Annotated in this window: 21 protein-coding genes and 1 tRNA gene; 13 read left to right on the forward strand and 9 right to left on the reverse strand. The window is 41.0% G+C overall.

What is annotated here, in order from left to right; all coding sequences use genetic code 11:
• Positions 1-26: 26 nt before the first annotated feature.
• Positions 27-275 (forward strand): hypothetical protein, encoded by a 249-nt coding sequence (locus tag F885_RS15180; protein WP_005202358.1) that lies wholly within the window; start codon positions 27-29, stop codon positions 273-275.
• Positions 276-298: 23 nt separating this feature from the next.
• On the opposite strand, the gene F885_RS15175 is transcribed toward F885_RS15180, so the two are convergent.
• Complete coding sequence (locus tag F885_RS15175; RefSeq protein WP_005202360.1) at positions 299-748, reverse strand: MerR family transcriptional regulator; 450 nt, start codon at positions 746-748, stop codon at positions 299-301.
• 61 nt (positions 749-809) lie between these two features.
• Between F885_RS15175 and F885_RS15170 the strand changes: the two genes are divergently transcribed.
• Complete coding sequence (locus F885_RS15170; RefSeq protein WP_005202363.1) at positions 810-1,451, forward strand: cation efflux transmembrane domain-containing protein; 642 nt, start codon at positions 810-812, stop codon at positions 1,449-1,451.
• 65 nt (positions 1,452-1,516) lie between these two features.
• Here the strand turns inward: F885_RS15170 and rsmI are convergent, their stop codons facing one another.
• The gene (gene rsmI / locus F885_RS15165; protein WP_005202365.1) at positions 1,517-2,359 is read right to left on the reverse strand and encodes a 16S rRNA (cytidine(1402)-2'-O)-methyltransferase; all 843 of its coding nucleotides are present in this window, start codon (positions 2,357-2,359) and stop codon (positions 1,517-1,519) included.
• Between the two features lie 16 nt (positions 2,360-2,375).
• On the opposite strand from rsmI, the gene F885_RS15160 reads away from it, so the two are divergent.
• The 4 genes from F885_RS15160 (at position 2,376) to F885_RS15145 (ending at position 5,383) form a co-directional block, all read left to right on the forward strand.
• Positions 2,376-3,308 carry a penicillin-binding protein activator gene (locus F885_RS15160; RefSeq protein ID WP_005202366.1) on the forward strand — a complete coding sequence of 311 codons (933 nt, stop codon included), beginning with the start codon at positions 2,376-2,378 and terminating at the stop codon, positions 3,306-3,308.
• Positions 3,309-3,320: 12 nt separating this feature from the next.
• Entirely contained in the window at positions 3,321-3,725 is a 405-nt protein-coding gene (locus F885_RS15155; protein WP_005202369.1) for a YraN family protein, read from the forward strand.
• 71 nt (positions 3,726-3,796) lie between these two features.
• Positions 3,797-4,507, forward strand: a complete 711-nt coding sequence (locus tag F885_RS15150; RefSeq protein WP_004808582.1) for a BON domain-containing protein — start codon at positions 3,797-3,799, stop codon at positions 4,505-4,507.
• A gap of 3 nt (positions 4,508-4,510) precedes the next feature.
• Complete coding sequence (locus tag F885_RS15145; protein WP_005202371.1) at positions 4,511-5,383, forward strand: alpha/beta hydrolase; 873 nt, start codon at positions 4,511-4,513, stop codon at positions 5,381-5,383.
• An 18-nt stretch (positions 5,384-5,401) separates the two neighbouring features.
• Here F885_RS15145 and nudC read toward each other — a convergent pair whose 3' ends face one another.
• The 3 genes from nudC to dnaQ all read right to left on the reverse strand — a co-directional run bounded on the left by nudC (position 5,402) and on the right by dnaQ (position 9,286).
• Positions 5,402-6,154, reverse strand: coding sequence for an NAD(+) diphosphatase (gene nudC, locus F885_RS15140; RefSeq protein ID WP_004808578.1), 753 nt, complete (start codon positions 6,152-6,154; stop codon positions 5,402-5,404).
• Positions 6,154-7,800 carry a hypothetical protein gene (locus F885_RS15135; protein WP_005202373.1) on the reverse strand — a complete coding sequence of 549 codons (1,647 nt, stop codon included), beginning with the start codon at positions 7,798-7,800 and terminating at the stop codon, positions 6,154-6,156. The genes nudC and F885_RS15135 overlap by 1 nt, the downstream gene beginning before the upstream one ends.
• 127 nt (positions 7,801-7,927) lie before the next feature.
• Positions 7,928-9,286: a DNA polymerase III subunit epsilon gene (gene dnaQ, locus F885_RS15130; RefSeq protein ID WP_005202374.1), complete on the reverse strand. Its 1,359-nt coding sequence runs from the start codon at positions 9,284-9,286 to the stop codon at positions 7,928-7,930.
• A gap of 531 nt (positions 9,287-9,817) precedes the next feature.
• On the opposite strand from dnaQ, the gene F885_RS15125 reads away from it, so the two are divergent.
• From F885_RS15125 to F885_RS15100, 6 genes are all read left to right on the forward strand, one after another.
• Positions 9,818-13,072: a LysM peptidoglycan-binding domain-containing protein gene (locus F885_RS15125; RefSeq protein ID WP_005314248.1), complete on the forward strand. Its 3,255-nt coding sequence runs from the start codon at positions 9,818-9,820 to the stop codon at positions 13,070-13,072.
• A gap of 6 nt (positions 13,073-13,078) precedes the next feature.
• Positions 13,079-14,920, forward strand: a complete 1,842-nt coding sequence (locus F885_RS15120) for an extracellular solute-binding protein (RefSeq protein WP_005202380.1) — start codon at positions 13,079-13,081, stop codon at positions 14,918-14,920.
• Between the two features lie 295 nt (positions 14,921-15,215).
• The gene (gene yejB / locus F885_RS15115; RefSeq protein WP_005202384.1) at positions 15,216-16,286 is read left to right on the forward strand and encodes a microcin C ABC transporter permease YejB; all 1,071 of its coding nucleotides are present in this window, start codon (positions 15,216-15,218) and stop codon (positions 16,284-16,286) included.
• On the forward strand, positions 16,286-17,296 hold the full coding sequence (locus F885_RS15110) for an ABC transporter permease (RefSeq protein ID WP_005202386.1): 1,011 nt from the start codon (positions 16,286-16,288) through the stop codon (positions 17,294-17,296). The genes yejB and F885_RS15110 overlap by 1 nt, the downstream gene beginning before the upstream one ends.
• The gene (locus F885_RS15105) at positions 17,274-18,869 is read left to right on the forward strand and encodes an ABC transporter ATP-binding protein (RefSeq protein ID WP_005202388.1); all 1,596 of its coding nucleotides are present in this window, start codon (positions 17,274-17,276) and stop codon (positions 18,867-18,869) included. Before F885_RS15110 ends, F885_RS15105 begins: the two co-directional genes overlap by 23 nt.
• A 111-nt stretch (positions 18,870-18,980) precedes the next feature.
• Positions 18,981-20,225: an NADH:flavin oxidoreductase/NADH oxidase family protein gene (locus F885_RS15100; protein WP_005202390.1), complete on the forward strand. Its 1,245-nt coding sequence runs from the start codon at positions 18,981-18,983 to the stop codon at positions 20,223-20,225.
• 87 nt (positions 20,226-20,312) lie between these two features.
• Here F885_RS15100 and F885_RS15095 read toward each other — a convergent pair.
• From F885_RS15095 to pyrC, 3 genes are all read right to left on the reverse strand, one after another.
• Positions 20,313-20,388, reverse strand: a tRNA-Glu gene (locus F885_RS15095).
• A 19-nt stretch (positions 20,389-20,407) separates the two neighbouring features.
• Positions 20,408-21,073 carry a ribonuclease T gene (gene rnt / locus F885_RS15090; protein ID WP_026057574.1) on the reverse strand — a complete coding sequence of 222 codons (666 nt, stop codon included), beginning with the start codon at positions 21,071-21,073 and terminating at the stop codon, positions 20,408-20,410.
• On the reverse strand, positions 21,058-22,092 hold the full coding sequence (pyrC, locus tag F885_RS15085) for a dihydroorotase (RefSeq protein ID WP_005202392.1): 1,035 nt from the start codon (positions 22,090-22,092) through the stop codon (positions 21,058-21,060). Before pyrC ends, rnt begins: the two co-directional genes overlap by 16 nt.
• A 163-nt stretch (positions 22,093-22,255) precedes the next feature.
• On the opposite strand from pyrC, the gene F885_RS15080 reads away from it, so the two are divergent.
• On the forward strand, positions 22,256-23,533 hold the full coding sequence (locus F885_RS15080) for a diguanylate cyclase (RefSeq protein WP_005202394.1): 1,278 nt from the start codon (positions 22,256-22,258) through the stop codon (positions 23,531-23,533).
• A 50-nt stretch (positions 23,534-23,583) separates the two neighbouring features.
• Here F885_RS15080 and F885_RS15075 read toward each other — a convergent pair whose 3' ends face one another.
• Complete coding sequence (locus F885_RS15075; RefSeq protein ID WP_004808556.1) at positions 23,584-24,789, reverse strand: L,D-transpeptidase family protein; 1,206 nt, start codon at positions 24,787-24,789, stop codon at positions 23,584-23,586.
• Positions 24,790-24,825 lie beyond the last annotated feature (36 nt).

A 24,825-nucleotide genomic window follows, 5' to 3' on the forward strand; every position in this document is an offset into this window, starting at 1 on the left:
AGTTGAGTCATTGTGGGGAGATGAAGATGACGGAAATGAATGATTACGACGAAAACACAGAAGATTCTGCTGTAGACGACGAAGAGGCGAAAGCGGCAGAAAGTGGTGCAGAGAGTGAAGAATCGAGCGCCAATGACGCTGATCTTGCTGAAGCGGAAACTTTAACCGTGACTGCGAAGCAGAAACAACGCCAAGCTTTAGAAGATGAAGTGGCTGCGTTTCTTGCACGTGGTGGGCGTATTACTGAAGTTCCGCCAGGTGAGCATCAAGATTAAGTCTGAATTGATATAAAAAAGCATCACGGTTGTGGTGCTTTTTTATGTTGGTGTGACTCATGTTCACACTCAAGTGGTTGGTGTAACTCTTTTAAAATGCCACATTGTTCAATGGTACGATGTTGTGAACATTGTTGTTTTAAATGGCTTAGATCTTGTTTGAGATGTTCCAGATTCTTAATCTTCTGTGAAACCTCGGCAAGATATTGATCAATCAGATGATCGACCTCCATGCAGGTTTGATTTGGATCTTCGGCTAGACCCTTAAGCTTTTGAATATCTTGTATGGTGATGCCCAGTTCTCGGCAGTGTTTTAAAAATAACAATTCTGAAAGCATTTGTTCCGAATAATGACGGTAATTTCCCGCCGTTCGTTGGGCTTTGTCCAGCAACCCAATTTTTTCGTAATAGCGAATCGTATCTACAGATACACCTGACTTTTTTGCTAATTGTCCAATGCTAAAACTGATCATGCTTGACTCTGGAGTTACTCTAGGGTTTTAAATCACTATAAAATATTCAGTGAGAAAAGTCATGGCAGGATGTGGATGCAACACAACGTGTTCGCCAACACAAAAAATTAGTCCAAAGTTTAGAAAGGCTTTATGGATTGCTTTAGTTTTAAATGCATTGATGTTCTTTGTCGAAATTATCGGAGGATCACATGCACGTTCTGTGTCGCTCTGGGCGGATGCCTTGGACTTTGCGGGTGATGCAGCAAACTATGCCATTTCTTTAGCTGTATTGTCCATGACCTTGTACTGGCGAGCGACCGCAGCCTTAGTCAAAGGAATCACCATGGCTGCCTTTGGTATTTTTGTGATTGTTAAAGTATTCTGGTCATGGTGGCTAGGTGTAACACCTGAACCAATGCTTATGGGGGCGATTGGTGTACTGGCATTGGTTGTCAATGTTATCTCTGCATTGATGCTCTATGCATTCCGTGATGGCGATGCAAATATGCGCTCGGTATGGTTATGTAGTCGGAATGATGCGATTGCTAATATCGCCATTATCATCGCAGCTGTTGGTGTATTCGGCACAGGAACCATGTTCCCTGATTTATTTGTAGCCTTTATTATTGCGTATTTAGGTGTTTCTTCTGGTTTGGCAGTGATTAAGCAGGCGAGAATGGAAAGAAAACGAGATCAGGTTAATATCATGACTAAGGCCTAAAACACATTGTTGTTATTTCATATTGAGATGATAAGGGGAGATTTAAAAAATCTCCCTCTTAGGTTTTATTGATCTTGTTGGGTGAGTTCCAAAGCACGTTGGTACGCCACTTTCTTTTTTATACCCGTCAAATCAGCAGCCAATTGTGACGCCGCTTTTACCGATAAATCCTGTAATAAACGTTTCAACAACGCATCCAGTTTATCCTGCTCCATATCTTTTTCCGCAGATGCTCCACCGACCACAACCACAATTTCACCCTTTTCTTGGTTGTGATCATTTTCGATAAAAGTAACCAATTCTTTTAAAGTCATCTTCTTGATGGTTTCAAAAGTTTTGGTAATTTCGCGGGCAAAACCAACAGGTCGCTCTTCACCAAAGACTTGCACCATATTTTTGATGCTGTCCAAAATACGATGAGGTGCTTCGTAGAAAATCAAGGTCTGGGTTTCATCCTTGAGCTTTTCAAGCTGGCTGATTCGTTGCGATGCTTTCGATGGTAAAAAACCCTCAAAGCTAAAGCGGTCACTCGGTAAACCCACTGCACTTAATGCCGCAATTGCTGCACAAGCACCCGGTACTGGAATGACACGAATGCCATGTTCTTGAGCGGCACGAACCAGCTTAAAACCTGGGTCGCTAATCAGTGGAGTACCAGCATCACTGATTAATGCAACATTTTCTCCTTTTAACATTCTTTGGAGAAGTTGATCAATTTTGTTACTTTCGTTGTGATCATGACACGCTGTGAGTGGAGTTGAGATATTATAATGTTTGAATAATTGAGCAGATTGACGAGTGTCTTCTGCGGCAACTACCGATACAGATTTTAAAATATCAATTGCACGAAAGGTCATGTCATCTAAGTGCCCAATCGGGGTTGCTACAACAAATAATTGAGCACTCATAAAAGGTAACTCCCTAATGTATTACAAAAAATATTGGCTGCTACTATGTTTGGCGGCATGTGTGAGTCCAGTTTATGCGGACGTACTGGTGATTCTACCCGAATCTGGTACGATGGCGCGAGCTGGTCAAAGCATCAAACGTGGTTTCTTGAGCGCTTATACAGCATCTGGCAGCAAAGAAAAAATCATTTTTGTAGATTCAGCGAAAAATAACATCGATACGATTTTTAAGAAAAGGGTCAACAGTAAGACTCGACTGATTGTTGGGCCATTGGCACGGCCTGAAATTGAAACTGTGATGCAACTGAATCCAGCAATTCCTGTAATTGCATTAAATGATGTGAATAACCAGACCACCAATGTATGGCAATTTAGTTTGGCAAAACAGCATGATGCTGTTGCATTAACTCAATTATTGAAGAAAGACAAAATTAAAAATCTATTGGTATTACGTCAAGCTGGAACTGAATCTGCAACAGAACTATTTATGATGGCACTCATGTCTGAATTTGGCTCAGATATTCATGTGGTCAATGAACGTCCTAAAAAACTTGCGCGTAAAGAAGGGCTGTTATTGTTGGGCGATCAACAGTGGTTAGAGCAACTAGGTCCTTTACCTGAAAAAAATATTTATGCTACTGCGTTGAGTATTGAGCAAGACAAGAGCATTCCGATGGGACTCAGTTTTTGTGATACACCAGCTTTATATAACGGACAATGGGCAGACCTAGTCGCTGCATATAAAGAACAACCAGAAAATATGGCATTTCAACGCTTATTGGCCTTTGGTGGTGATGCATGGAGTATTAGTCAGCAATTTTTAAATAGTCCAGATCGACACTTTTCCTTTGAAGGTCGAACTGGGGCAATTGATGTGAAAGACGGGAAAGTTTATCGCCAACCTTATTGCTATCAACAGCAGAAAAAGGGTATTCAAGCATTAAAATAAGATCGGGCAGGTATGTCACAATCAGTACATGATTTAGGGCAATGGGCTGAACAGAAAGCACTTGCTCTTTTACAGTCCCAACAATATCTATGTGTAGCGCGGAATTATCATTCACGTTATGGGGAAATTGACTTAATCGTTGAACGGGAAAAGGAACTCGTTTTTGTCGAAGTCAAAGCCAGATCGAAAGCAAGTTATGCGAAAGCCTATGAGGTGGTTTCACTCGCCCAGCAACGTAAAATTATTAAGACAGCTCAATTGTTTTTACAGAAATCTCCACATTATGAGGACTTTGATTGTCGTTTTGATGTGATTTGTTTTGATTTTCCACAGAAAATTGCAAAAACAGTACAACCAGATTTTTCAAAATTGCAGTATGATCAGCAATGGATTGAACACGCATTTACTTTAGATTAATTAAGAAGTCTAATTTAAAGCTAAATATTGAAAATTGAACAAATTTGTTTGTAGATAGGGAGTCTTGCCAAGTGTTAAAACGTTTATCGATTACGTTGCTTTGCGCTGCAAGTTTATCGGGATGTGCTAGTTTTATTTCTGGTGGCACAGGAAGTTCACCCGTTGGAACGAACAGTGGTGAACGCAGTCTTGGGCAGATTTTTATTGATTCTTCGATCAAGCGTACTGCAAATATTAATTTGTACAAATTAGATCACCGCTTTAAACAGTCTCGTATCAACATTGAAAGTTTCCACAGCAATGTTTTATTGACTGGACAAGTCCCTGATCCATATTTAAAACAATTGGCAGAAGATAACTTACGTTCGATGTCAGATGTAAAAGCCGTACATAACTATATTACGGTAGGTGACAAGGTCGGTTATAACACCATCATGCAAGATGCAACGGTGACTGCAAATACCCGCGGTTTGTTGATGAAAGCCCCTGTAGTATCTGACAGCAAAGTATTAGTGCATACTGAAAATGGTGTGTTGTACGTGATGGGACGTTTAAATACTGCTGAATCAAGAGATTTAGATGACGTCTTACAAAAAGTTGGAAATGTGACTAAAATTGTGACACTCATCGACAACACGGATCAACCTTCAGGCACTGTTGCTAGTTCAACAGCAGCAGCACCAATGGTGGGCACTGTGACTACACAGCCTTTAGTTGAGACACCTGTTGCAATTGATCCTGATCAGGCGGAACCTGCGACCATTACTCCAACTAATCCTTAATTTATGAAGCAACTTATTCAACAAGTACAAGAAAATGTAATAAAGGCGAAAAACCTCTATCAGGAGTTTCGCCTTTATGATTTTGCCAGTTATTCGATCAATTACCTGACACCCAAAGATACCTTTGAAAAAGAAGAGCATCTTGCCTATGGATTGAAAGCAAGACAGCGTTTGGATCTGTATCGAACTAAAAATCCTAAAAAGCAAAGGCCACTTATCGTATTTGTACATGGTGGCTCTTGGCAGCATGGTAACAAACGTGAGTATCTGTTTATTGGGGAAACTTTTGCCCGTGAAGGTTATGATGTTGCAGTGATTAACTACCATCTTGCACCAGAACATATCTTCCCGACCTTTATTGATGATATTGCTCAAGCCATTCATTATTTAAATCAGAATCAGAGCAAGCTAAATATTTCGACAGATAACATCATTTTAATGGGACATTCTGCGGGTGCGTTTAATGTCATGTCTGTGGTGTATTCTGCCTATTCACAAAATTTTAAATACAAAGAAAATATTAGAGCAATTGTGGGGATGGCTGGGCCATATCACTTTGACTACAAGGGTGATCCTTTAGCTGAACATGCTTTTGATCAGAAAGTATCGTATCAACAAGTGATGCCGTATTACTTTATTGAGCCGAATCAAATTAAGCATTATTTGTTGATGGCTGAACAAGATCAGTTGGTGGGCAAGGAAAATAGTTTTGATCTAGATAAAGCACTCAGAGAAAAAGGCAATCATAGTCATATCGCCGTGATTCCAAAGACAGGGCATATTACCATTGTGGCGACACTGGCCAGTTTGATGAGCCATTATTTCAAAACCAAACGGACGATCCTGCACTTTTTGGATGAAGCCTTAGACCCCTAATCAATAAAAAAGCATCGTTTAAGATGCTTTTTTATTGTCGATGATTTGCATGATCATGCTATGGGCAATACTGCCTTTAAACGGAATTTCTGGAAGTTGATCAAATTTAAAAAACGCTGCTTCACTGATTTCCTCGAGCTGCAATTGGATATCACCTGAATCATATTCAGCATGGAAGGCAATCATTAAATTACTAGGAAATGGCCAAGGCTGGCTCGACATATAACGAATATTTTTAAGTTTGAGTCCAACTTCTTCAAATGCTTCACGTTGCACGGCTTCTTCTAAAGTTTCACCCACTTCAACAAAACCAGCAATTAAGCCATGCATATTACTTTTGTTATGCGCTGATTTGGCAAGCAAAATCTCATCGTTACCTTTGGTGATAATGGTAATGATACAAGGCTGTACGCGAGGATATTGATGGTAAGCACAACTTGGGCAAACCATGGCATATTCTTTAGGGTGAATTTCAGTCGCATGACCACAGTGGCTACAGAATTTATGGTTACGTCGCCATTCAAGTAATTGAACTGCTCGACTGGCTTGCAGGAAATCACTACTTGACCAAGACTGAATCAGTTCCCGAATCGGAACTAATTGATAGCCTTCAGGAATAGATTCATTTTCAAGCAGATCACGTGCGATGACGTGATCATTATGATGGATGGGGAGGTCACTTGCTAATTTCTCAACTTGGGGCAGTTGTAGATTTTGGTCGACTAACAGTTTTTGGTGTTGAAAAATATAAGCAAGTGATAGTTGAGTCATTATGCGGCTATGGTTTGTAATTGCTGACTGTTTGATAATGCCACATCAAACATAGATTGCAATACAGGTTGCTTGTTCTTTAAGTTCTCAACCAGTAAATCTAGACCTGCGACAACGTTTAAGACGCAATTAATTTGTTCGGCATCGAGAGGTTGATTTTGCGCTAAACGATATTGGGCAAAGTGCGCTGCACCTAATAAAGCAGTTTGTTGAGCTGAACTACCTAAGAACAGAGCAGCGCCTGAAAGTTCCTTCAGATACACGGGTAACGCTTCTAAGCTATGTGCTGTAGGATCTTGTACATAGAGACTTAAGGTTTGCGTTAAAGTATCAATCAAGGTTTTGGTTTCAGTCAATAACGCTTTATGTGCTTCATCTAAACGATCAAGCGAGATTTGCATGTTATTAACACGTAACTGTAAACGACTAGACGTGTAATTACGTTCCAAAATCCCAATCGAATTCATTGAAGCCAAAATACTGTTCATTAACTGTTGTACCGAAGTTGCATCAGTTAATGTATTTGGTTGGCTTAATTTTTCCGCTTGCTGAGTTAACTCTCGTGCTGCTTCATTAAGATTCAGTACTTTGAAAACATTCGAAAGCTGATGTAGTTTTTGTTGCAGTTCTTGGGTTTTTTCAGCTGACATATTTTGATGGTTGTATTCAATCTCATTACGGATTTGAGCCATCTCATCTGTCATTAACTGACTGATGGTGTGTACCGTTTCATAGTCAGGGCCGTATAAATGACGGCTTAGTACTTGTAGCTGCGTATCGCTAAGTAACTCATCACCAATATTGAGTTGATCTCGAATATGCTGTGACACATCATCTTCTTGGCTAATACAAATACATAGGATGTCTGCAAGATCAGCAATGCTGTTTTTAAAGCTGGCCGATTGAGCGAGGAATTTACCGATATTGGTTTCAATTTGAATCAACGTACGTAAGCGTGCTTCGGTAATTGAAAGCTCATCAATATGGCTTAACCCTACATTGACCAACTGCCAGTATTGTTGGCTTGGTTGACCCGCCGCTAAACCTGCAAGATAAACGCCGACCAATTTGATCCCTTGTAGATCAAGGGGGGTTTCAGATTGCTTAATGAGCTTGTTTAAACACAATTTATAAAGTTGATGAATATATTGTGATTGTTCCAAGCTTGGTGCCTGAGGCAAATTAAAACTCGGGGTAATGAACTCAAGCAATGGTTGTACCGTTTGACCTTCTTTGGTCAGTGGTTTACCTAGGGCTTTTTCTAAACGGTTCAGTGTATCGAGTAGGAATTGAGGAACTTTTACTTCACGTAAACAAATGAATTCGATATAACGCTTCAGCATGGTAGTACCTTCACTGAGCGCAATAACATCATTGGTTTGGATTTGCTGTGGTTGCGCCATAATTTTGCGCATCAGCTCGGCAGAGTATTGAGTAATTTGTGATAAATGTGGCATATCAATTAACGCGAGAACTTGCGTACATTGTTCAAACTGGTTCAGCGCATCATCAATCCCGAAAGGTAGTGCTTGTTCTTCGGCAAGGGTATTGACTGCTGTTTCTACCAATTTAATCGAATTGTCGATTTCATTTTTTATTATTAATAATGCCGTTGGGTCGAAATGAATCGAGGTTTGGTAAGACATATGACCTACACCTTTCCTAAGTTGTTATATCCATGGACCTCCTTTTTTAGGAGGCCTAAATCTTTAAAGGTTAATATAACTTAACTTTAGAGGCTTGAAATACAAAAAATTACATTGACTGGAAAATTTATTTTGCGAAAAGGCAAGGCTCTCCATGTTTTTGTTCAAATTGTTTGACCCAGGTCTCATGTTCATTTAATTCATGTTCAGACGGTTGAATCACAGGTAAGTCAACTTGGACACGTAGGCGGGTGGATTTATTTTGATTTTGTTCTGTTTGAGAAAGGGCGTCCATATCAAATGAGACTTGCCCACCCGTCATGGCAAGATAAACATCGGCTAAGATTTCAGCATCGAGTAAGGCACCGTGGAAAGTACGATCTCGTGCTGGAATTTCATAACGGCGTACCAAAGCATCCAATGAGTTCTTTTGACCAGGGTGCTTATTCTTGGCCAGTGCCAAGGTATCGGTAACCTCACAAACCTCAGACAATAAAGGTAAGCCAGCACGTTTGAACTCCATATCTAAGAAGTTCATATCGAAGGTCGCGTTATGCGCGATAATTTCGGCGCCTTTTAAGAAGGCAAAAAGCGTATCGGAAATTTCAGCATATTTCGGTTTGTCTTTTAAAAAGTCATCGCTGATACCATGCACATTTTCAGAGTCACCGACGGGTTTTTCTGGATTGATATAGATATGAATTGAACTACCCGTGAGTTTACGGTTGATCATTTCAATTGCACCGACTTCAATAATACGGTCGCCATCTTGATAGTAAAAACCTGTGGTTTCCGTATCAAGAATGAGCTGGCGAGGGCCCTGTAGATGAACTTTGGCTTCTGTAATGACAATATTTGGATGCTGATTTAATGGAGCGGCTTCGACGACCACTTCATCTGATGCTGTATTGTCACCCATATTATCCAAGACTTCTTCAAGTTCTGATTCTTCGATCATTTCATCGCTATCCATATCAATATCTAATCCGAAAGGGTCATTTAAGAGCCAATCGGATTCAGGCTTTTTTGTATCAGCGTTAGCCTGTGTTGGCGATTTTAGTTGTTGAGCGGTTTGTTCTGCACCTAAATTTGCCAATTGGTCTGCCATTTCATTACCTGCATGTCCAGCATGGCCTTTAATCCAGTTCCATTCGATCTCTCGGTTGGCACAGACCGCATCCAGTTTCTGCCATAAATCAGGATTTTTAACATCTTTCCAGTTTTTCTTTTTCCAGCCATGAATCCATTCAGTAATGCCTTGTTTGACATAATTGGAGTCTGTCCAAATAATTAAACGGGCATCGGTCGGGCAAAAAGAAACGCCTTCGATCGCAGCTTGAAGCTCCATACGGTTATTGGTTGTTTCAGGTTCGCCACCAAACAGCTTGTGTTCACCTTGTTCGGTAATGACATACGCGCCCCAACCCCCAAGACCTGGGTTACCCTTGCATGCGCCATCAACGTAAAGTGTGATTGTTTGTGACATATTTGAACCTGAACAATAAGCAGAATAAGAAGTTGAATATTTTAATCGCACAAAAAGTTAGCCAATATTCAAGTGTTACTTAAACATAGAACAAAAGAATAAGACTTTTACTTGAGCTAAAATAAGCAGGGAATTTTAGCATCCCCATAACAATAACAGCTATTGTAAAGCTAAATTTGGCTTCTGAACGTTACAAAACTCATCTTTTTTAATTTCTTGTAACATTTCCATGCAAATCACGTTAAATTATTGCCTTGTCTAAGTGACATGCTTTACTACAATGGCTAAGTCTGTTGACGTTTCACAGATGACAGAAGAGTTTTGCCTTGTGCTGTGACCAAAGCAGTGCTTTGTACTTGCTCAAGTCATGGCTAAAACTTTTCCAAACTTCGTTGTGAAACTTGACAAAGAGCGATGATTGTCTTTGTCCCATGCCTTGTTTGAATGGTTTAGCCTATAACGTATGCATGGTTGAAACATCAATAGCCCCTAATTAAGAAATAAACTAGCGTGAGTTGACTGGAAGTTTTTATGTATAAATCGAGCACATTGGTGTCGCAAGCATCTGCAACATCATTATTCAAAATTACTGTACTCACTTCTGCTCTCGTTGCGTTGGGAATCACCACAGGTTGTTCTTCAACACCTCAATCAAGTAAAAGCTCGTCTTCAAAGCAAGCTGGCTCAGGTTATTTAGATGCAAGCAGTTTAGATTCACTTGAAGACTTATTGTCTGCAACCGACATGCGTGCTGTGGAAGGCGACCGTTTATTGGTACTGAAACATGGTGATGTGTGGAAACGAATGACGGTTGGATTCAAGATGGACTTGAACCATTGGGATTCACGAATTGAAGCACAACGTAGCTGGTTTATTTCTCGTCAACCATATTTAGATCGTTTAAGTGCGCGTGCCAGCCGCTATTTATATCACACCGTAAAAGAAGCTGAACGTCGTGGTATGCCGACAGAATTGGCATTACTGCCGATTATCGAAAGTTCGTATGACCCAGCAGCAACCAGTAGTGCAGCAGCAGCAGGTCTATGGCAGTTCATCCCAAGTACAGGGCGTATTTATGGTTTGCAACAGACCAGCCTCTATGATGGACGTCGTGATGTAGTCGAATCGACACGTGCTGCGTATGAATTCTTTGGTAGCTTATACAATCAGTTTGGTTCGTGGGAACTGGCATTAGCTGCATATAATGCGGGACCGGGTCGTATTCAACAGGCGATTAACCGTAACCGCGCTGCAGGTTTACCAACCGATTATTGGTCATTGAAGCTTCCACAAGAAACCATGAACTATGTTCCACGGTTTTTGGCTGTTGCTCAAATTATTAAAAACCCAGGTGCATATGGTGTGAGCTTACCACCAATTGCAAACCGTCCTCACTTCCGTGAAGTAAGTCTGGCTGGTCCAATGGAACTCAATCAGATTGCATCGATTACGGGCTTAAGTCGAGCTGAACTCTATGCACTGAATCCAGCTTATCGTGGCGAAATGGTTGACCCAATGAGTCCAATGCGGATTTTAATTCCAGCAGATTTAAGTCCCTCAATCGATGCGAAATTACGTTCTGGTAAGGCAAGTTCTGGTGGATTCTGGGCTAGCAATAAAAACCCACCGCCAATGAATACCAATCCACTGAGCAGCTCAACGACGATTCGTACAACGACCAATAGTGGGCAAAGTATTACTGCATCGACAGCAACGCCACCCAATTTAACGGCAAGTAATACAACACGTCCAACAACTTCCTCAATCAGTACCAGTAAAGTTAATACGCCTAGAGGTTCGGATGCGTTGGCTTCATTTGCTGCAGGGGCTGATGTTCCAAGCGCACCACGTATTCCTGTCGCAATCACGCCTGCCGCAAATGTGAAGCCTGTGGTGACTGAACCACCAATTTCTTTAAAAGAACGTGAGCAAATTAGTGCCGCAATAAAAGAAGAAGGCAAAAAAGAAACGGTTGCACAAGTCTTAGAGCCACAAGCGACTCAAGCTGAGAAAGATCAAGTTGTTGCAGAAATTAAGGCAATTGCACCAAAAGGCACAGAAATTGTTGATCCATTCGATGGCAAAATTAAATTAACTGCGATTCAAACCAGTCAATCGGTTGCTGATGAAAAAGGTCAAGAGGTGAGCCGAGGCTTCTCTTATCCAAAAAACTTGGTTGAAGATACTGCCACTGCAAACAGTGAAGACGCCAAACGCAACCAAGGCAAGCCATACATTAAAACCGATACGGATGTTGTTGTCGTTGCATCAAAAGGCAAGCGCAGCACCTATGTGGTACAGCCTGGCGATACCTTAGCTGTGATTGCGCAAAAAAATGGCGTGAACTGGCGTGATGTTGCCAAGTGGAACCAGATTGATCCAAACGGTACCTTATTTGTTGGTGCAAGCTTATATTTATATGATGCCAAACCAGAAGCACCTAAAGCTGCTGAAAAGCCAGAGAGCTATGTAGTGCAGTCGGGTGATAGCTTAACTAACTTGGCTTCACGCTTTGATTTAACTCTAAAACAGTTGGCGGATTATAATAATTTGTCTGTGACTGATGGTTTGTTCGTTGGGCAAAAATTAACATTGATTGAGCCAAAAAATAATGCCCGTACAACGCAACAGGCAGCACGTGTGACTGACAGTAAGGCAACAACGACTCAAAAAGTTGCAACCAAATCATATACGGTGAAGCGTGGCGAATATTTAAAGCTGATTGCGGATCGTTATGCATTATCGAATCAGGAATTGGCTGATTTGACCTCTGGTTTAACTGCGAGCAGTAGCTTGTTCGTTGGACAAAAAATTAATGTGCCGTTACACGAAGTTTCTCAGACTCAGGAAACACCTGAGCCAACGAAGACGAACGTAAAATACGAAAATGTAAGTGCATCGACTAACTATAAAACTGAAAACTATACCGTACAGCGTGGCGACACTTTATCAAGTATTGCAACCAAGTCGAAAATTAGCTTGAGTGAGTTGGCTGAGCTAAATAATTTGAAGTCAAATAGCGGCGTGCGTTTGGGTCAAAGCATCAAGATTCCTGCGGGTTCAACTGTACCTGATCAGTATGTGGTGCAGTCGGGTGATAGTTTGAATGCGATTGCAGCCAAGTACAATCTTCAACTGAGCTATGTTGCCGATCTGAATGGCTTGGAAAGAACGTCGGGTGTACGTGTTGGTCAACGTTTGAAACTGACGGGTGATGTGCCTACAAAAACCACTGCGAGCAATACGACCAAATCGAGAGAAGAAACTACACCTGATATTTATACGGTTAAATCTGGTGATACTTTAGGCAATATCGCGAGTCGTCATAATTTACAGCTCGATTATGTTGCTGGTTTAAATGGTTTAACACGCGGCAGTAATGTTCGTATTGGGCAAAAGCTAAAATTGACAGGTGATTTACCGAAAGCTGAAACCGCAAAGGTAGAGAATAGTAAAACAACACCAAAAACATCAGCACCAAGCCGTAATACTGAAAGATATAGTGTCAAAGCAGGTGAGTCTTTGAACAGTATTGCTAATCGTTTTGGGATGTCTGGTCGTGAACTGGCTGAGTTAAATGATCTAAAAGCCAATGCAAGCCTGCAACGTGGTCAAAGTATTTCAGTCCCTAAAACAGTGAGTGAATACAAAGTAAAACGTGGTGATACGCTGATTGGTTTAGCAAGTCGTTATGGTTTAGATACAGGTGCGCTGGCAGAAATGAATGATTTAACGCCAAGTACCCAGTTACGTATTGGTGACGTGATTAAAGTGCCTAATCTGTAATTGTAAATGATTCATTTACGTTTAATCAAAAGGCTTAGTCTATATGCTGGACTAAGCCTTTTTGCTCAGTCTCCATTTGCGGCAATGCAAACCACGCCGTATTTGGCGATGCATGTACAGCCTAAATATGCACAGTTGAAGGTGATGCCTTATGCTAATCCGAATGCACCGAAGGGTGGTACGCTGAGCCAATCGAGTTTAGGGACATTTGATAATTTAAACAGCATGAATGGCAAGGGCAGTTCAACCGAAGGCGTTAATTATCTGTTTGATAGTTTGATGGATCGTTCGCTGGACGAGCCGCGTGTGATGTATCCGCTGCTTGCAGAAAAGGTCAGTTATGATCCTGATCAGCTGCAATCGGTGACCTTTCACTTGAATCCACAAGCACGATTTAATAATGGTCAGCCTGTAACTGCTGAAGATGTGAAATTTACCTTCGATACTTATCAGACCAAAGCCAATCTGGGCTTTCAAATGTATTTGTCAGATTTGGCTAAAACTGAAATATTATCTAAACATCAAATCAAATTTATTTTTAAGTCTAAGAACAATGTGGAAATGCCACTGATTGTGGCGAGCCTGCCGATCTACTCAAAATTGGATTGGAAAAATAAGAACTTTGGTCGTGTCACCCTTCAACCGATTATCGGTTCAGGCCCTTATGTGGTAGATCGTATTGATGCAGGGCGTAGTATTACCTATAAGCGCAGTCCAAACTATTGGGGCAAAGATTTGCCAGTAAACAAAGGCCGCTATAATTTTGATCGACTGAAATATGTGTATTATCGAAATTTAGATGTGAGTTTTGAAGGGTTTAAATCTCGACAATTTAATTTATACGAAGAAAAAAATATCCGTAATTGGGTCACAGCCTATCAGTTTCCAGCAGTGAAATCAGGTTTAGTCAAAAAGTATAAAACGCAGTTAGGTACTCCTCTAGATATCCAAAGTTTGGTGTTTAATATCCGCCGTGCGCCACTCAATGATATTTATCTACGTCAGGCATTAACCTACGCTTATGATTTTGAGTGGCAAAATAAGGCACTGTTCTTTAATCAAAATCAGCGTTTACAAAGTTACTTTGATAATACTGATTTGGCTGCAACTGGTCGCCCGAGTGCTGCTGAACTAAACCTATTAAAGCCATATTTGGCCCAATTCAATCCAGTGATGCGACAAGGTATTTTGGCTGATTGGCGCTATCCTGTTTCCGATGGCAGTGGTTTCAATCGGCAGAATTTATTGACTGCACAACAGATCTTAAAAGATGCTGGTTATCAAATTCGCAATGGGCAGTTATATGATCGAACAGGTAAAGCCATTCGAATTGAATTATTGATGCAACAAGAAAATCCACAGCGTGAATTAATGCCTTTTGTGCGCAATTTGAAGCGTTTAGGTATTCAGGTTCAACTACGGCAGGTGGATGTACCGCAATATATGGAACGGATTCGTCATCAAGATTTTGATATGATGGTGCTGAAACTGCCACAGACTTTAACTCCAGGAAAAGAACAGGCCCAATTCTGGGGGAGTGCAGCAGCAGATGAGGCGGGTAATTATAATTATTCAGGGATTAAGAATCCTGCGATTGATCAGATGATCGCGAAAATTGTGGCGGCAAAAACACGCGATGAGGTGGTGTTGTATACGCGTGTGCTTGATCGTTTATTGCGTGCAGGATATTACCAAATTTTGACTTATGGAAAGCCTGAGCGTTGGTTTTCCTACTGGGATATCTATCAGCAGCCTTCGGTTAAACCAAAACTTTCTGTAGGATGGGAGTATTGGTGGGTCGATGCAAATAAGGCTAAGAAACAGGAGCAGTCTATACAAAAGCATTAATTAGAATGGTTTGGACTAGCGTTTGATGAAGTCGTTAGATTAATATAACGGAGTCTTACCGAGTTCTCATCTTAATTTCAAGATAAGCTTTCAGCTGGAGTTACTTTTGTTTCGCCCAAAGTAACCAAAGGCATTGTCATCCACAAAACCTGTTTAGTTATTGGGCCTCTTTTATTCTTTCGCAAAACATTATCTTGTTTAAAACACGCAGGTTGTGGATGACGTTTCCGTGTATTTTATCTCATGTTAGATTTCATAAAAACTTAGTAAATAAATTAATAAGGGTTCGACTTCAATGGTTCACTATATTCTAAAAAGAATGTTATTGATGATCCCGACATTATTTTTCATTTTATTGATTAATTTTTGTATTGTGCAAATTGCCCCAGGCGGACCAGTCGAACAAGCGATTCAGCAAATCCAAAATGCGCAAGGCTTAGGGGTAGGCAATAATGCGCCCTCAGGTTTGACCACCTTGGCACAATACGAGGGTGCGCGTGGTTTAAGCCCTGAAATGATTGAAATAATCAAAGCCCAGTATGGTTTTGATCGTCCTGCTACTGAACGCTTTTGGCTGATGTTGAAAGGCTATTTAAGCCTAGATTTTGGGAACAGTTTTTTTAAAGATAAACCTGTGACCCAACTGTTATACGAAAAGTTGCCTGTTACGCTGTCTTTGGGCTTGTGGAGCACCTTTCTGATCTATCTGATCGCAATCCCGCTAGGTATCAAAAAGGCCAAAAATAATGGCTTGCTGTTTGATCAATCTACTTCCTTATTATTAGCCGTAAGTTATGCCATTCCATCCTTTGTATTTGCTATTGTGTTGATTGTTTTCTTTGCGGGTGGCAGTTATTTGCAATGGTTTCCATTACAAGGTCTGGTTTCAGAGAGCTTTGCCCAATTGAGCCTCTGGGCAAAAGTACAAGATTATTTGTGGCATATGTATTTGCCCATCTTGAGTATGGTGCTCGGTAGTTTTGCGGCGTTAACTTATCTGACGAAGTATTCATTTGTTGAAGAACTGCAAAAGCCCTATGTACTGACTGCAAGGTCAAAAGGACTGAATGACAATCAGATTCTTTATGGGCATGTGTTTCGCAATGCAATTTTAGTGGTTGTGGCCGCTTTACCAGAAGCTTTGGTCGGCATTTTCTTTGTCGGTAATTTATTTATCGAAATCATTTTTAATTTAGATGGAATTGGTCTATTAGGTTTTGAAGCGATTACTCAGCGTGATTATCCTCTGATTTTTGGTACTTTATTTTTATTTACCTTATTCGGGATGATATTGCGTTTAATCGGTGATGTACTCTATCAAGTGATTGACCCACGCATTGATTTTGAATCAAGAGGTGGAAAATAATGTCCCCTTTGATGCGTGCACGTTTTGATCGATTTAGGCAAAATAAATTGGGATTTCGCTGTCTGATTTTATTTTTAACGATCTTTGTATTGTCCTTATTTGCTGAATTGATTGCCAATGATAAACCATTGTTGGTTCGCTATCAGCAGTCTTTTTATTTCCCGATTTTGAAAGATTATCCAGAAACGACCTTTGGCGGCACCTTTGAAACTGCTACAGATTATCAAGACCCAGCCGTAAAACAATTGATTCAAAAACATGGCTGGATGATTTCTCCACTGGTTACTTTTGCTTATCAAACACCAAATTTATCATTGGCAGTACCTGTGCCTTCAGCGCCAAGTTCGCAAAATTGGCTTGGAACTGATGACCAAGGCCGTGATGTATTTGCCCGAATTTTGTATGGCCTGCGTGTTTCTCTTTTATTTGGGTTTGCTTTAACCCTATGTTCTGCGGTGATTGGCATCATGGTTGGCGCAATACAGGGCTACTATGGCGGCTGGGTTGATTTAGTTGGGCAGCGGATTTTGGAGGTCTGGGGTGGTCTACCAATGTTGTTCATTGTCATGATCTTGGTCAGTATGTTTAGTCCCAGCATTTATTGGCTATTTTTGATCATGTTGCTATTTGGTTGGACTCAGTTGGTTGGGCTCGTACGTGCAGAGTTCTTGCGTGCGCGAAATTTTGATTATGTCCGTGCAGCGCAAGCGTTGGGCGTAACGGATCATAAAATTATCTTTAAGCACATTTTACCGAATGCAATGAGTTCAAGTTTGTCACAGATTCCGTTTATGTTGACCGCCAATATTATTGCCTTAACTGCATTGGATTTTTTAGGTTATGGTCTACCGCCTGATGCTGCATCATTGGGTGAATTATTATTACAGGGTAAAAATAATCTAGATGCGCCGTGGTTGGTGCTGTCTGGCTTTTTTACATTGGCGATTGTACTTTCGTTATTGATTTATATCGGGGAGGCTGCACGTGATGCATTTGACCCAAGACGATAAACCGCTTGATCAATCCCCGTTATTAACGGTTCAACAACTGAGTATTCGTAGTGAAACAGGACAAAGCTTGCTTGAAAATTTGAGCTTTGATTTATATCCAGAGCAGACGGTTGCGATTGTTGGAGAGAGTGGCTCTGGTAAAACCATTAGTTTGTTGGCTGTGCTGGGTGTGTTGCCTGAACATTTTACAGTACAAGGCAAAGTGGAACTCGATGGAGAAAATGTGCTGGCTTTGAGCAAGAGTCAGTTACAGCAGATACGTGGCAAACGCATAGCTATGATTTTTCAGGAGCCGATGACCGCTTTAAATCCTTTGCACAAAGTAGAGCAGATGCTAGGCGAGAGTCTAATGCGACTCGGTATTGCCAAGACTGAGATTCGAAAACGGTGTGTGGCGTTGTTGCAGGATGTCGAGATCCACGATGCAGCACATATACTGAAGTGCTATCCACATGAGTTGTCTGGTGGGCAGAGGCAACGAGTCATGTTGGCAATGGCTTTGGCTTTAGAGCCTGAGATTTTAATTGCGGATGAACCAACCACGGCTTTAGATGTGGTATTACAAGCACAGATTTTAACGTTGTTAAAACGCGTACAGCAGCAACGAAAGATGGCGATTATTTTGATTAGCCATGACCTTAATTTAGTTAAGCATTATGCAGATCAGGTTGTGGTACTGAATCAAGGACAAGTTGAAGAGCAGGGTGAAGTTCAGAAGATATTTACCTATCCTGAAACGAGCTATACACAGCATTTGCTCAATCATAATTTTGGACAAGCTTTGGCGATACAGCCGACGCAAACCTTGCTTGAATTAAATAACGTCACAGTAAAATATCCGATTCAGCAGGGATTATTTCATTGGATTAAAGCTTATAAAGTTGCAGCAGAATCCATCCAGTTGAGTCTGTCTCAGGGAGAGGCTTTAGGCATCGTTGGAGAGAGTGGTTCAGGTAAATCATCTTTGGCTTTTGCAATTGCAAGGCTGATCAGTAGCGAAGGTTCTATTCATTTTCAGGCACAAGATTTAAACCTGTTGACTCAAAAACAGCTTCGACCACTTCGACGTGATTTTCAGATTGTGTTTCAGGATCCATTTAGTAGCCTGAATCCTCGTATGTCAGTTGAACAGATCATTGCCGAAGGGCTTCATCTTCAACCCATTTCAAAGCAACAGTGCCAAACTGAAGTTGACGCTGTTTTGGCAAAAGTCGAATTATCTTTAACGGACAAAGATAAGTATCCGCATCAGCTTTCTGGTGGGCAGCGGCAACGTGTGGCACTTGCAAGAGCATTGGTGCTAAAACCAAAGCTACTGATTCTGGATGAACCAACCTCCGCCTTGGATCGGACTACGCAGTTGGCCATCATTCAATTGTTACGTCGTTTGCAGCAGCAAGAGCACATCAGCTATATCTTTATCAGTCATGACTTACAAGTCATTAAAGCACTGTGCCAAAAAGTCCTAGTGATGCATCAAGGCAAAGCCTTGGAATATCAAGCCACAGCACTTTTATTTAGCCAGCCTCAGACTGAATATACCCGTCAGCTTATTTCTGCTAGCGAATATTAGCATTGTAATTAAATTGACATATGCTATTGTCAGTTCATCGGAAGAATGCTTGACAGTAACAATAATCAGATTAAATTAGAGCAAATACTCTAATTGTAGCAGAGGATGACCATGAGTCAGATTGCAGACAGTATCCAGATTCGCAACACCACATTTAAAAACCGTATTATCAAAGGGGCAATGAGCGAAGCACTCGCGAATGATGCAGGACAACCCAATGATCTATTGATTGGTTTATACGAAGCGTGGGCAAAAGGTAGTTTGGGCTGTGCCATTACGGGAAACGTAATGGTGAATGTAGGCGCTAAAAATGAACCGGGTGTGGTTGCAATTGAAACCGAGCGTGATCTGGAAAAACTCAAGCAATGGGCTGCTGTGGGGAAAAAACATGGCATGGTGCAATTGATTCAGTTGTCACATCCTGGTCGCCAATGTCCAAAAGGTCTAAATAAGGAAACGGTTGCACCTTCAGCTGTGCCTTTTAGCCCAATGCTTGCAGCAATGTTCGGTACGCCACGCGAGCTTAAACATGAAGAAATTTTAGATATTATCCAGCGTTTTGCGACAGCTGCAGCAGTATGTGAGAAGGCAGGTTTTGAAGGTGTACAGTTGCATGGCGCACACGGTTATCTGATTAGCCAGTTTCTATCACCTTTGACCAATAAGCGCACGGATCAATGGGGTGGTTCGATTGAGAATCGTATGCGTTTCTTGATTGATGCTTATCAGGCGGTACGCGATGCAACTTCTGAAAACTTTATCATTTCGGTCAAACTGAACTCAGCAGATTTCCAACGTGGTGGGATCACAGAAGAAGATGTCATTACCGTTTTCAAAGCGATTGATGCTGCGGGAATCGATATTATTGAAATTTCTGGGGGAACCTATGAAGCCCCTGCAATGGCAGGTGCTAAGGCAGAAAAACGTAAAGCCAGTACCATTGCGCGTGAAGCTTATTTCTTGGAATTTGCAGAAAAAATTCGCCAACATGTTGCCTGTAAATTGATGGTAACAGGTGGTTTCCGTACTGTAGAAGGAATGAATGCTGCACTGGAAAGTGGTGCATGTGATTTTATTGGTATTGCACGTCCATTGGCGGTTGAAGTTGATTTAACAGATCGTTTAATTGCAGGGCATGATGTCCGTTATGCAGTCAATCAAATTAAAACAGGAATTCCATTTGTCGATAAAATGGCAATTATGGAAATCATTTGGTATGCAGCGCAGTTTAAAGCCATTGGACAAGGTAAAAAGCCGAATCCAAAATTATCACCATTGTTGGTATTCTTAAATTATGCGAAAGGGAATATCAAAGCGGTTGTAAAAGGTCGGGTCAATTCACGTAAGTCTGCATAATATATTTTAGGGCTCTTCGGAGCCCTTTTTATTATTCTAAGCAAATAAAAAAGCCACTGTCTTAAGATGCAGTGGCTTTTTCAAATTTGGCGTCCCTACGGGGATTCGAACCCCGGTTACCGCCGTGAAAGGGCGATGTCCTAGGCCTCTAGACGATAGGGACTTCTTGAGGTGGGTGTATATTAGGGTTCTGTCACCAAACTGTCAAGAAGGTGTGGAGACAGTTTGTTCAAAATATAGCAAAACAGTTCAGCAGTCTTCTGAGTATCGTATAAAGCAGAGTGTGCTTCTTTACCATCAAACTCGATTCCCGCCTGAATACAAGCACGTGCCAACACGGTTTGGCCAAACATGACCGCACTGAGTGTCACGGTATCAAATACCGAAAAACTGTGAAATGGATTTTGATTTTTTGTTCCGGTACGTGCAATTGCTGCTTGTAAGAAACCTAAATCAAAGTGTGCATTGTGACCAACCAATACAGCATGAGTACAATGCTGAGCTTTACGAACTTCAGTCAATGATTTGAAAATACGACGCAAGGCAGTGCGCTCATCTTCAGCCATTGCAACACGCATTGGATTGAAAGGATCAATACCAATAAAATCTAATGAACGGCGGTCAAGATTCGCGCCTTCAAAAGGGTTGATATGTGCTTGGAATGAAGGGCCAGGTATAAATTGCCCGTGTTCATCATAGATGATCGGAATACACGCAATTTCGAGTAGGGCATCGGTTTGCGAATTAAAACCTGCTGTTTCCACATCGACAACAACAGGTAAGAATCCACGAAAACGCTGTCCGATGACAGGGGCTTTATTTTCTTCTTGGGTCACACTTTTCTCCAATGCAAGGTTTTGCCTGCATGAAGTGGGATAATTTTTTGGTCATCGAGATAGTCTAAAGATTCTGCGATAGTAATATCTTCTTTGACTAAGGTAATGGTTGAGGTATTACGTGGCAAACCATAGAAGTCAGCACCGAATAAGCTTGCGAAGCCTTCTAAGCGTTCTAGCTTTCCGACTTGATCAAAGGCTTGTGCATACAGCTCAATGGCATTTGGTGCGCTATAACAACCCGCACATCCACAGGCATTTTCTTTGGCATCTTGTGAATGGGGTGCACTGTCAGTACCTAAGAAAAATTTCGGATTACCACTGGTTGCGACTTCCAACAATGTTGTTTGATGGGTTTGACGCTTTAAAATCGGTAAGCAATAGAAATGCGGTTTTACGCCGCCAACCAACATGTCGTTACGGTTAAATAATAGATGTTGCGGAGTAATGGTTGCTGCAACATTACGATCTTGTTCGAGTACAAAATTCGCCGCATCACTTGTTGTAATGTGTTCTAACACGACTTTTAATTTTGGGAACTGTTTGAGTAAAGGCGATAGCACTTCATCTAAAAATCTTTTTTCACGATCAAAAATATCGACGTGATTATGCGTCACTTCCCCATGCAGTAACAATGGAACCTGATGTTCTTCCAGTTGTTCAATCACGGCATACACTTTGCGAATATCACTAACACCATTATCCGAGTTGGTGGTCGCACCCGCAGGATAAAGTTTGATCGCATTGACGAATTCAGACTCTTTAATTTTACGCACTTCGTCAGGAGAAGTGTAATCGGTAAAATAAAGTACCATGCGCGGATCAAAATTTAAGCCTTCAGGCACATGGGCAAGAATACGCTCGCGATAAGCTAAAGCTTCTTCTACCGTTTTAACGGGTGGGACAAGATTGGGCATACAAATTGCGCGGGCAAATTGTTTGGCTAAATCAGGAACAGTACGTTTTAAAGCTAAACCATCACGCAGGTGTGCGTGCCAATCATCAGGTTGCAAAAGTGTAAGAGTATTCAAGGTCTACTTCAAACTTAAAAATAATACAAATAATAATGCATAAAGTGTGAAAATGGTAACTAGAATTACGGATAAGTGGTTAAGCAAAGCGCATGACAAAATGATAATTTATGTTATTTTTTATGCGGCACAAAAATAGTGCAGCATAAAAAGAGTATCTGGGATGGACAACGGCTATGATCTTGATCAATTGCGGAGGTCGAAAGAAGACCTCGAGCAGCTTGTTGCCCAACATTCTAAATCTAAGAATACCCATCAAACTTTACCGCAAAAATTAGAAAATGAATTCTGGAAATTTAATGTAGACAGAACACGTCTCAATGCGATTCAGTTCTTTGGTCAGGGGGTGATTACCTATACTATATTTGTGCTGTTGATCCTGCCATCTAATTTTCTCGTGATTCGTGGCAGTACATATTTTGCCCTCGATTTTATCTACAGTATTCTCAGCTTAATTGTTGTGGGGATTGCACTGTTCTTATTCTGGGCTTTTTCACGCTTTAAAAAACTCAATCCTTTATTTTACCCTGCCGCTTGCCTGATAGTGTTCCTGACCATTGTATTCACCTCATTTTTGATGATGAGTGTTTCAAATCTGGTACTGCAAAATCAGGCCATGGTCCTCATTGCATTTCTGTATATGTTGGGTTTTATCCTGAGTGGCATTCGACCACTACATATGTTATGGATTGGTACCTTTGCCGCAATTTCGATTTTGTTTCTTTTATATTGGTTTGATAACCCTAGTGATTTTCTCATGATTGGGCGCACACTAATAGGAAGCTTACTGCTGGGTTTTTCGATTAGTGTGATGTTGACTTCAAAAGAAAGAAAAATATTTATAAAGTCCAAAATTTCAGAAATTGATGAGCAGATTTTACGGATACAAGCATCTGAGTTATTACATCTGAGTCAGCATGACGAACTGACCGATGTGTCAAATCGACGTACCTTTGAAGAGATGTGTACCTATTACTATGATTTAGCCTGTAAAGAGCGCAAATCGCTTTCGGTCTTATTTATCGATATTGATTATTTTAAAAACTACAATGATTTTTATGGGCATCAAATGGGGGATCAGGTGATCTCAGCTATTGCGAAAACCATTAAAAGCTCGATTCGACATATGGATTTTATTGCTCGTTATGGAGGGGAGGAGTTTGTTGTACTGTTGCCTGAGACCTCTGCACAAGGTGCTTATGCAGTTGCGACCAATATCTATCGTGCCATTGACCGCTTAATGATTCCACATGATAAATCATTGGTATCTAATCATGTAACTATTAGTTTGGGGATTACGGTATTTAACGGCAATCCGAAAATTAGTCAAGAGATGTTGATTCATACAGCAGATAAAGCTTTGTATCGAGCAAAACAACTTGGGCGCAATCAGATTTATTATCAGCCCTTACCGAATATAGAAGAAAGTATTTTGAAATAAAAAACCGAATATCAAGCACTGATATTCGGTTTTTGTAGAAAATGCCTAGATTATTCTAAGAATTTTACAGTAACACCTGAACGTACTTTAGCACCTAAGTCATTGGCATCCCAGTTGGTTAAACGGATACAGCCGTGTGATGCAGTCTTAGAGATTAAAGATGGGTTTGGTGTACCATGAATACCAAATGATTTTTTGCTTAAACCAATCCAAATATTACCGACTGGTGCATTTGGACCAGGTGGTAGAGAAAGTGGTTTAAGGTTTTTACCTTGCACAAAGTTAGATGGTGAATAACTATACCAAGGGTTTTTGGCAACACCGACTACTTTATAGGTACCTGCTGGAGAAGGCGTATCAGTACTGCCAATTGTTGCAGGAAATGATGCAATCATTTGATTACGGCTATTGAACAAATAAAGCTGTCTTGCGCCTTTGTGTGCAACGATCAAATGAATATCTTCAGGTAAGTCATTGCGGACATTGGCCACAATAATTTTTTCACCCGCTTTTTTAAATGTTGCAGTTGGATTCAGTTTCTTTAAGAAATTCTCATCCATATGGAATTTTTCACCTAACATCTCTGTTACGCGGGTGTAATACAAACCTTTCATTTTTGCTTGTAGTGCATAATCAGAAGGGATTGAGTCAGCATATGGACCTTTTAAGTCTGCGTCGGTAATGGTGTACTCAACATAAGCTGGCTTAGTCTGCTTAGCAACCAATGCATCCCAAGTTTCCTTGGTTAACTGACCTGTTGGTGTTAAACCATTCATTTGCTGGAATGATGCAATCGCTTTTAGTGTATTTTTACCGTTTGAACCATCAATCGCACCTGGTGATGCATGTGCATTGTTCAACATGACATGTGCGCGTGCGTAGGCAGGAAGTTGTCCTTTTGGCAAAGCTTCAGGATATTCAGCATTATTCATGCTGTCTAAAGTCCATGAAATTTTAGCAGCTGGAGCAGCGGTTGTTGCCGTGGTGGTATCCGGTGTATTTTCTAATTTTTGCGATACGACTGATGCCGCACCCGTATTGACTTGAGGTTCAGATACCGCTGGAGCTGCAACACTTGACGCAGGATCAGCAACAACACTTGATGCCGAACGGTCAATGGCTAAGGGATCAATCGGATCTTGGACCGAACCTGTAATTTGTTTTGGATTTAATGGTTGCTCAGTTGTTGGCGCAGCAAAAGCAACATTAGCAAGAATACAACTTAAACTCATAGCGAGTAATGAGCGAACAAACATGTAATTCAACCTTAAGAATTATTCATATTGAGATAT

The organism is Acinetobacter higginsii (genome assembly GCF_000369845.1).
Taxonomy (GTDB): Bacteria; Pseudomonadota; Gammaproteobacteria; order Pseudomonadales; family Moraxellaceae; genus Acinetobacter; species Acinetobacter higginsii.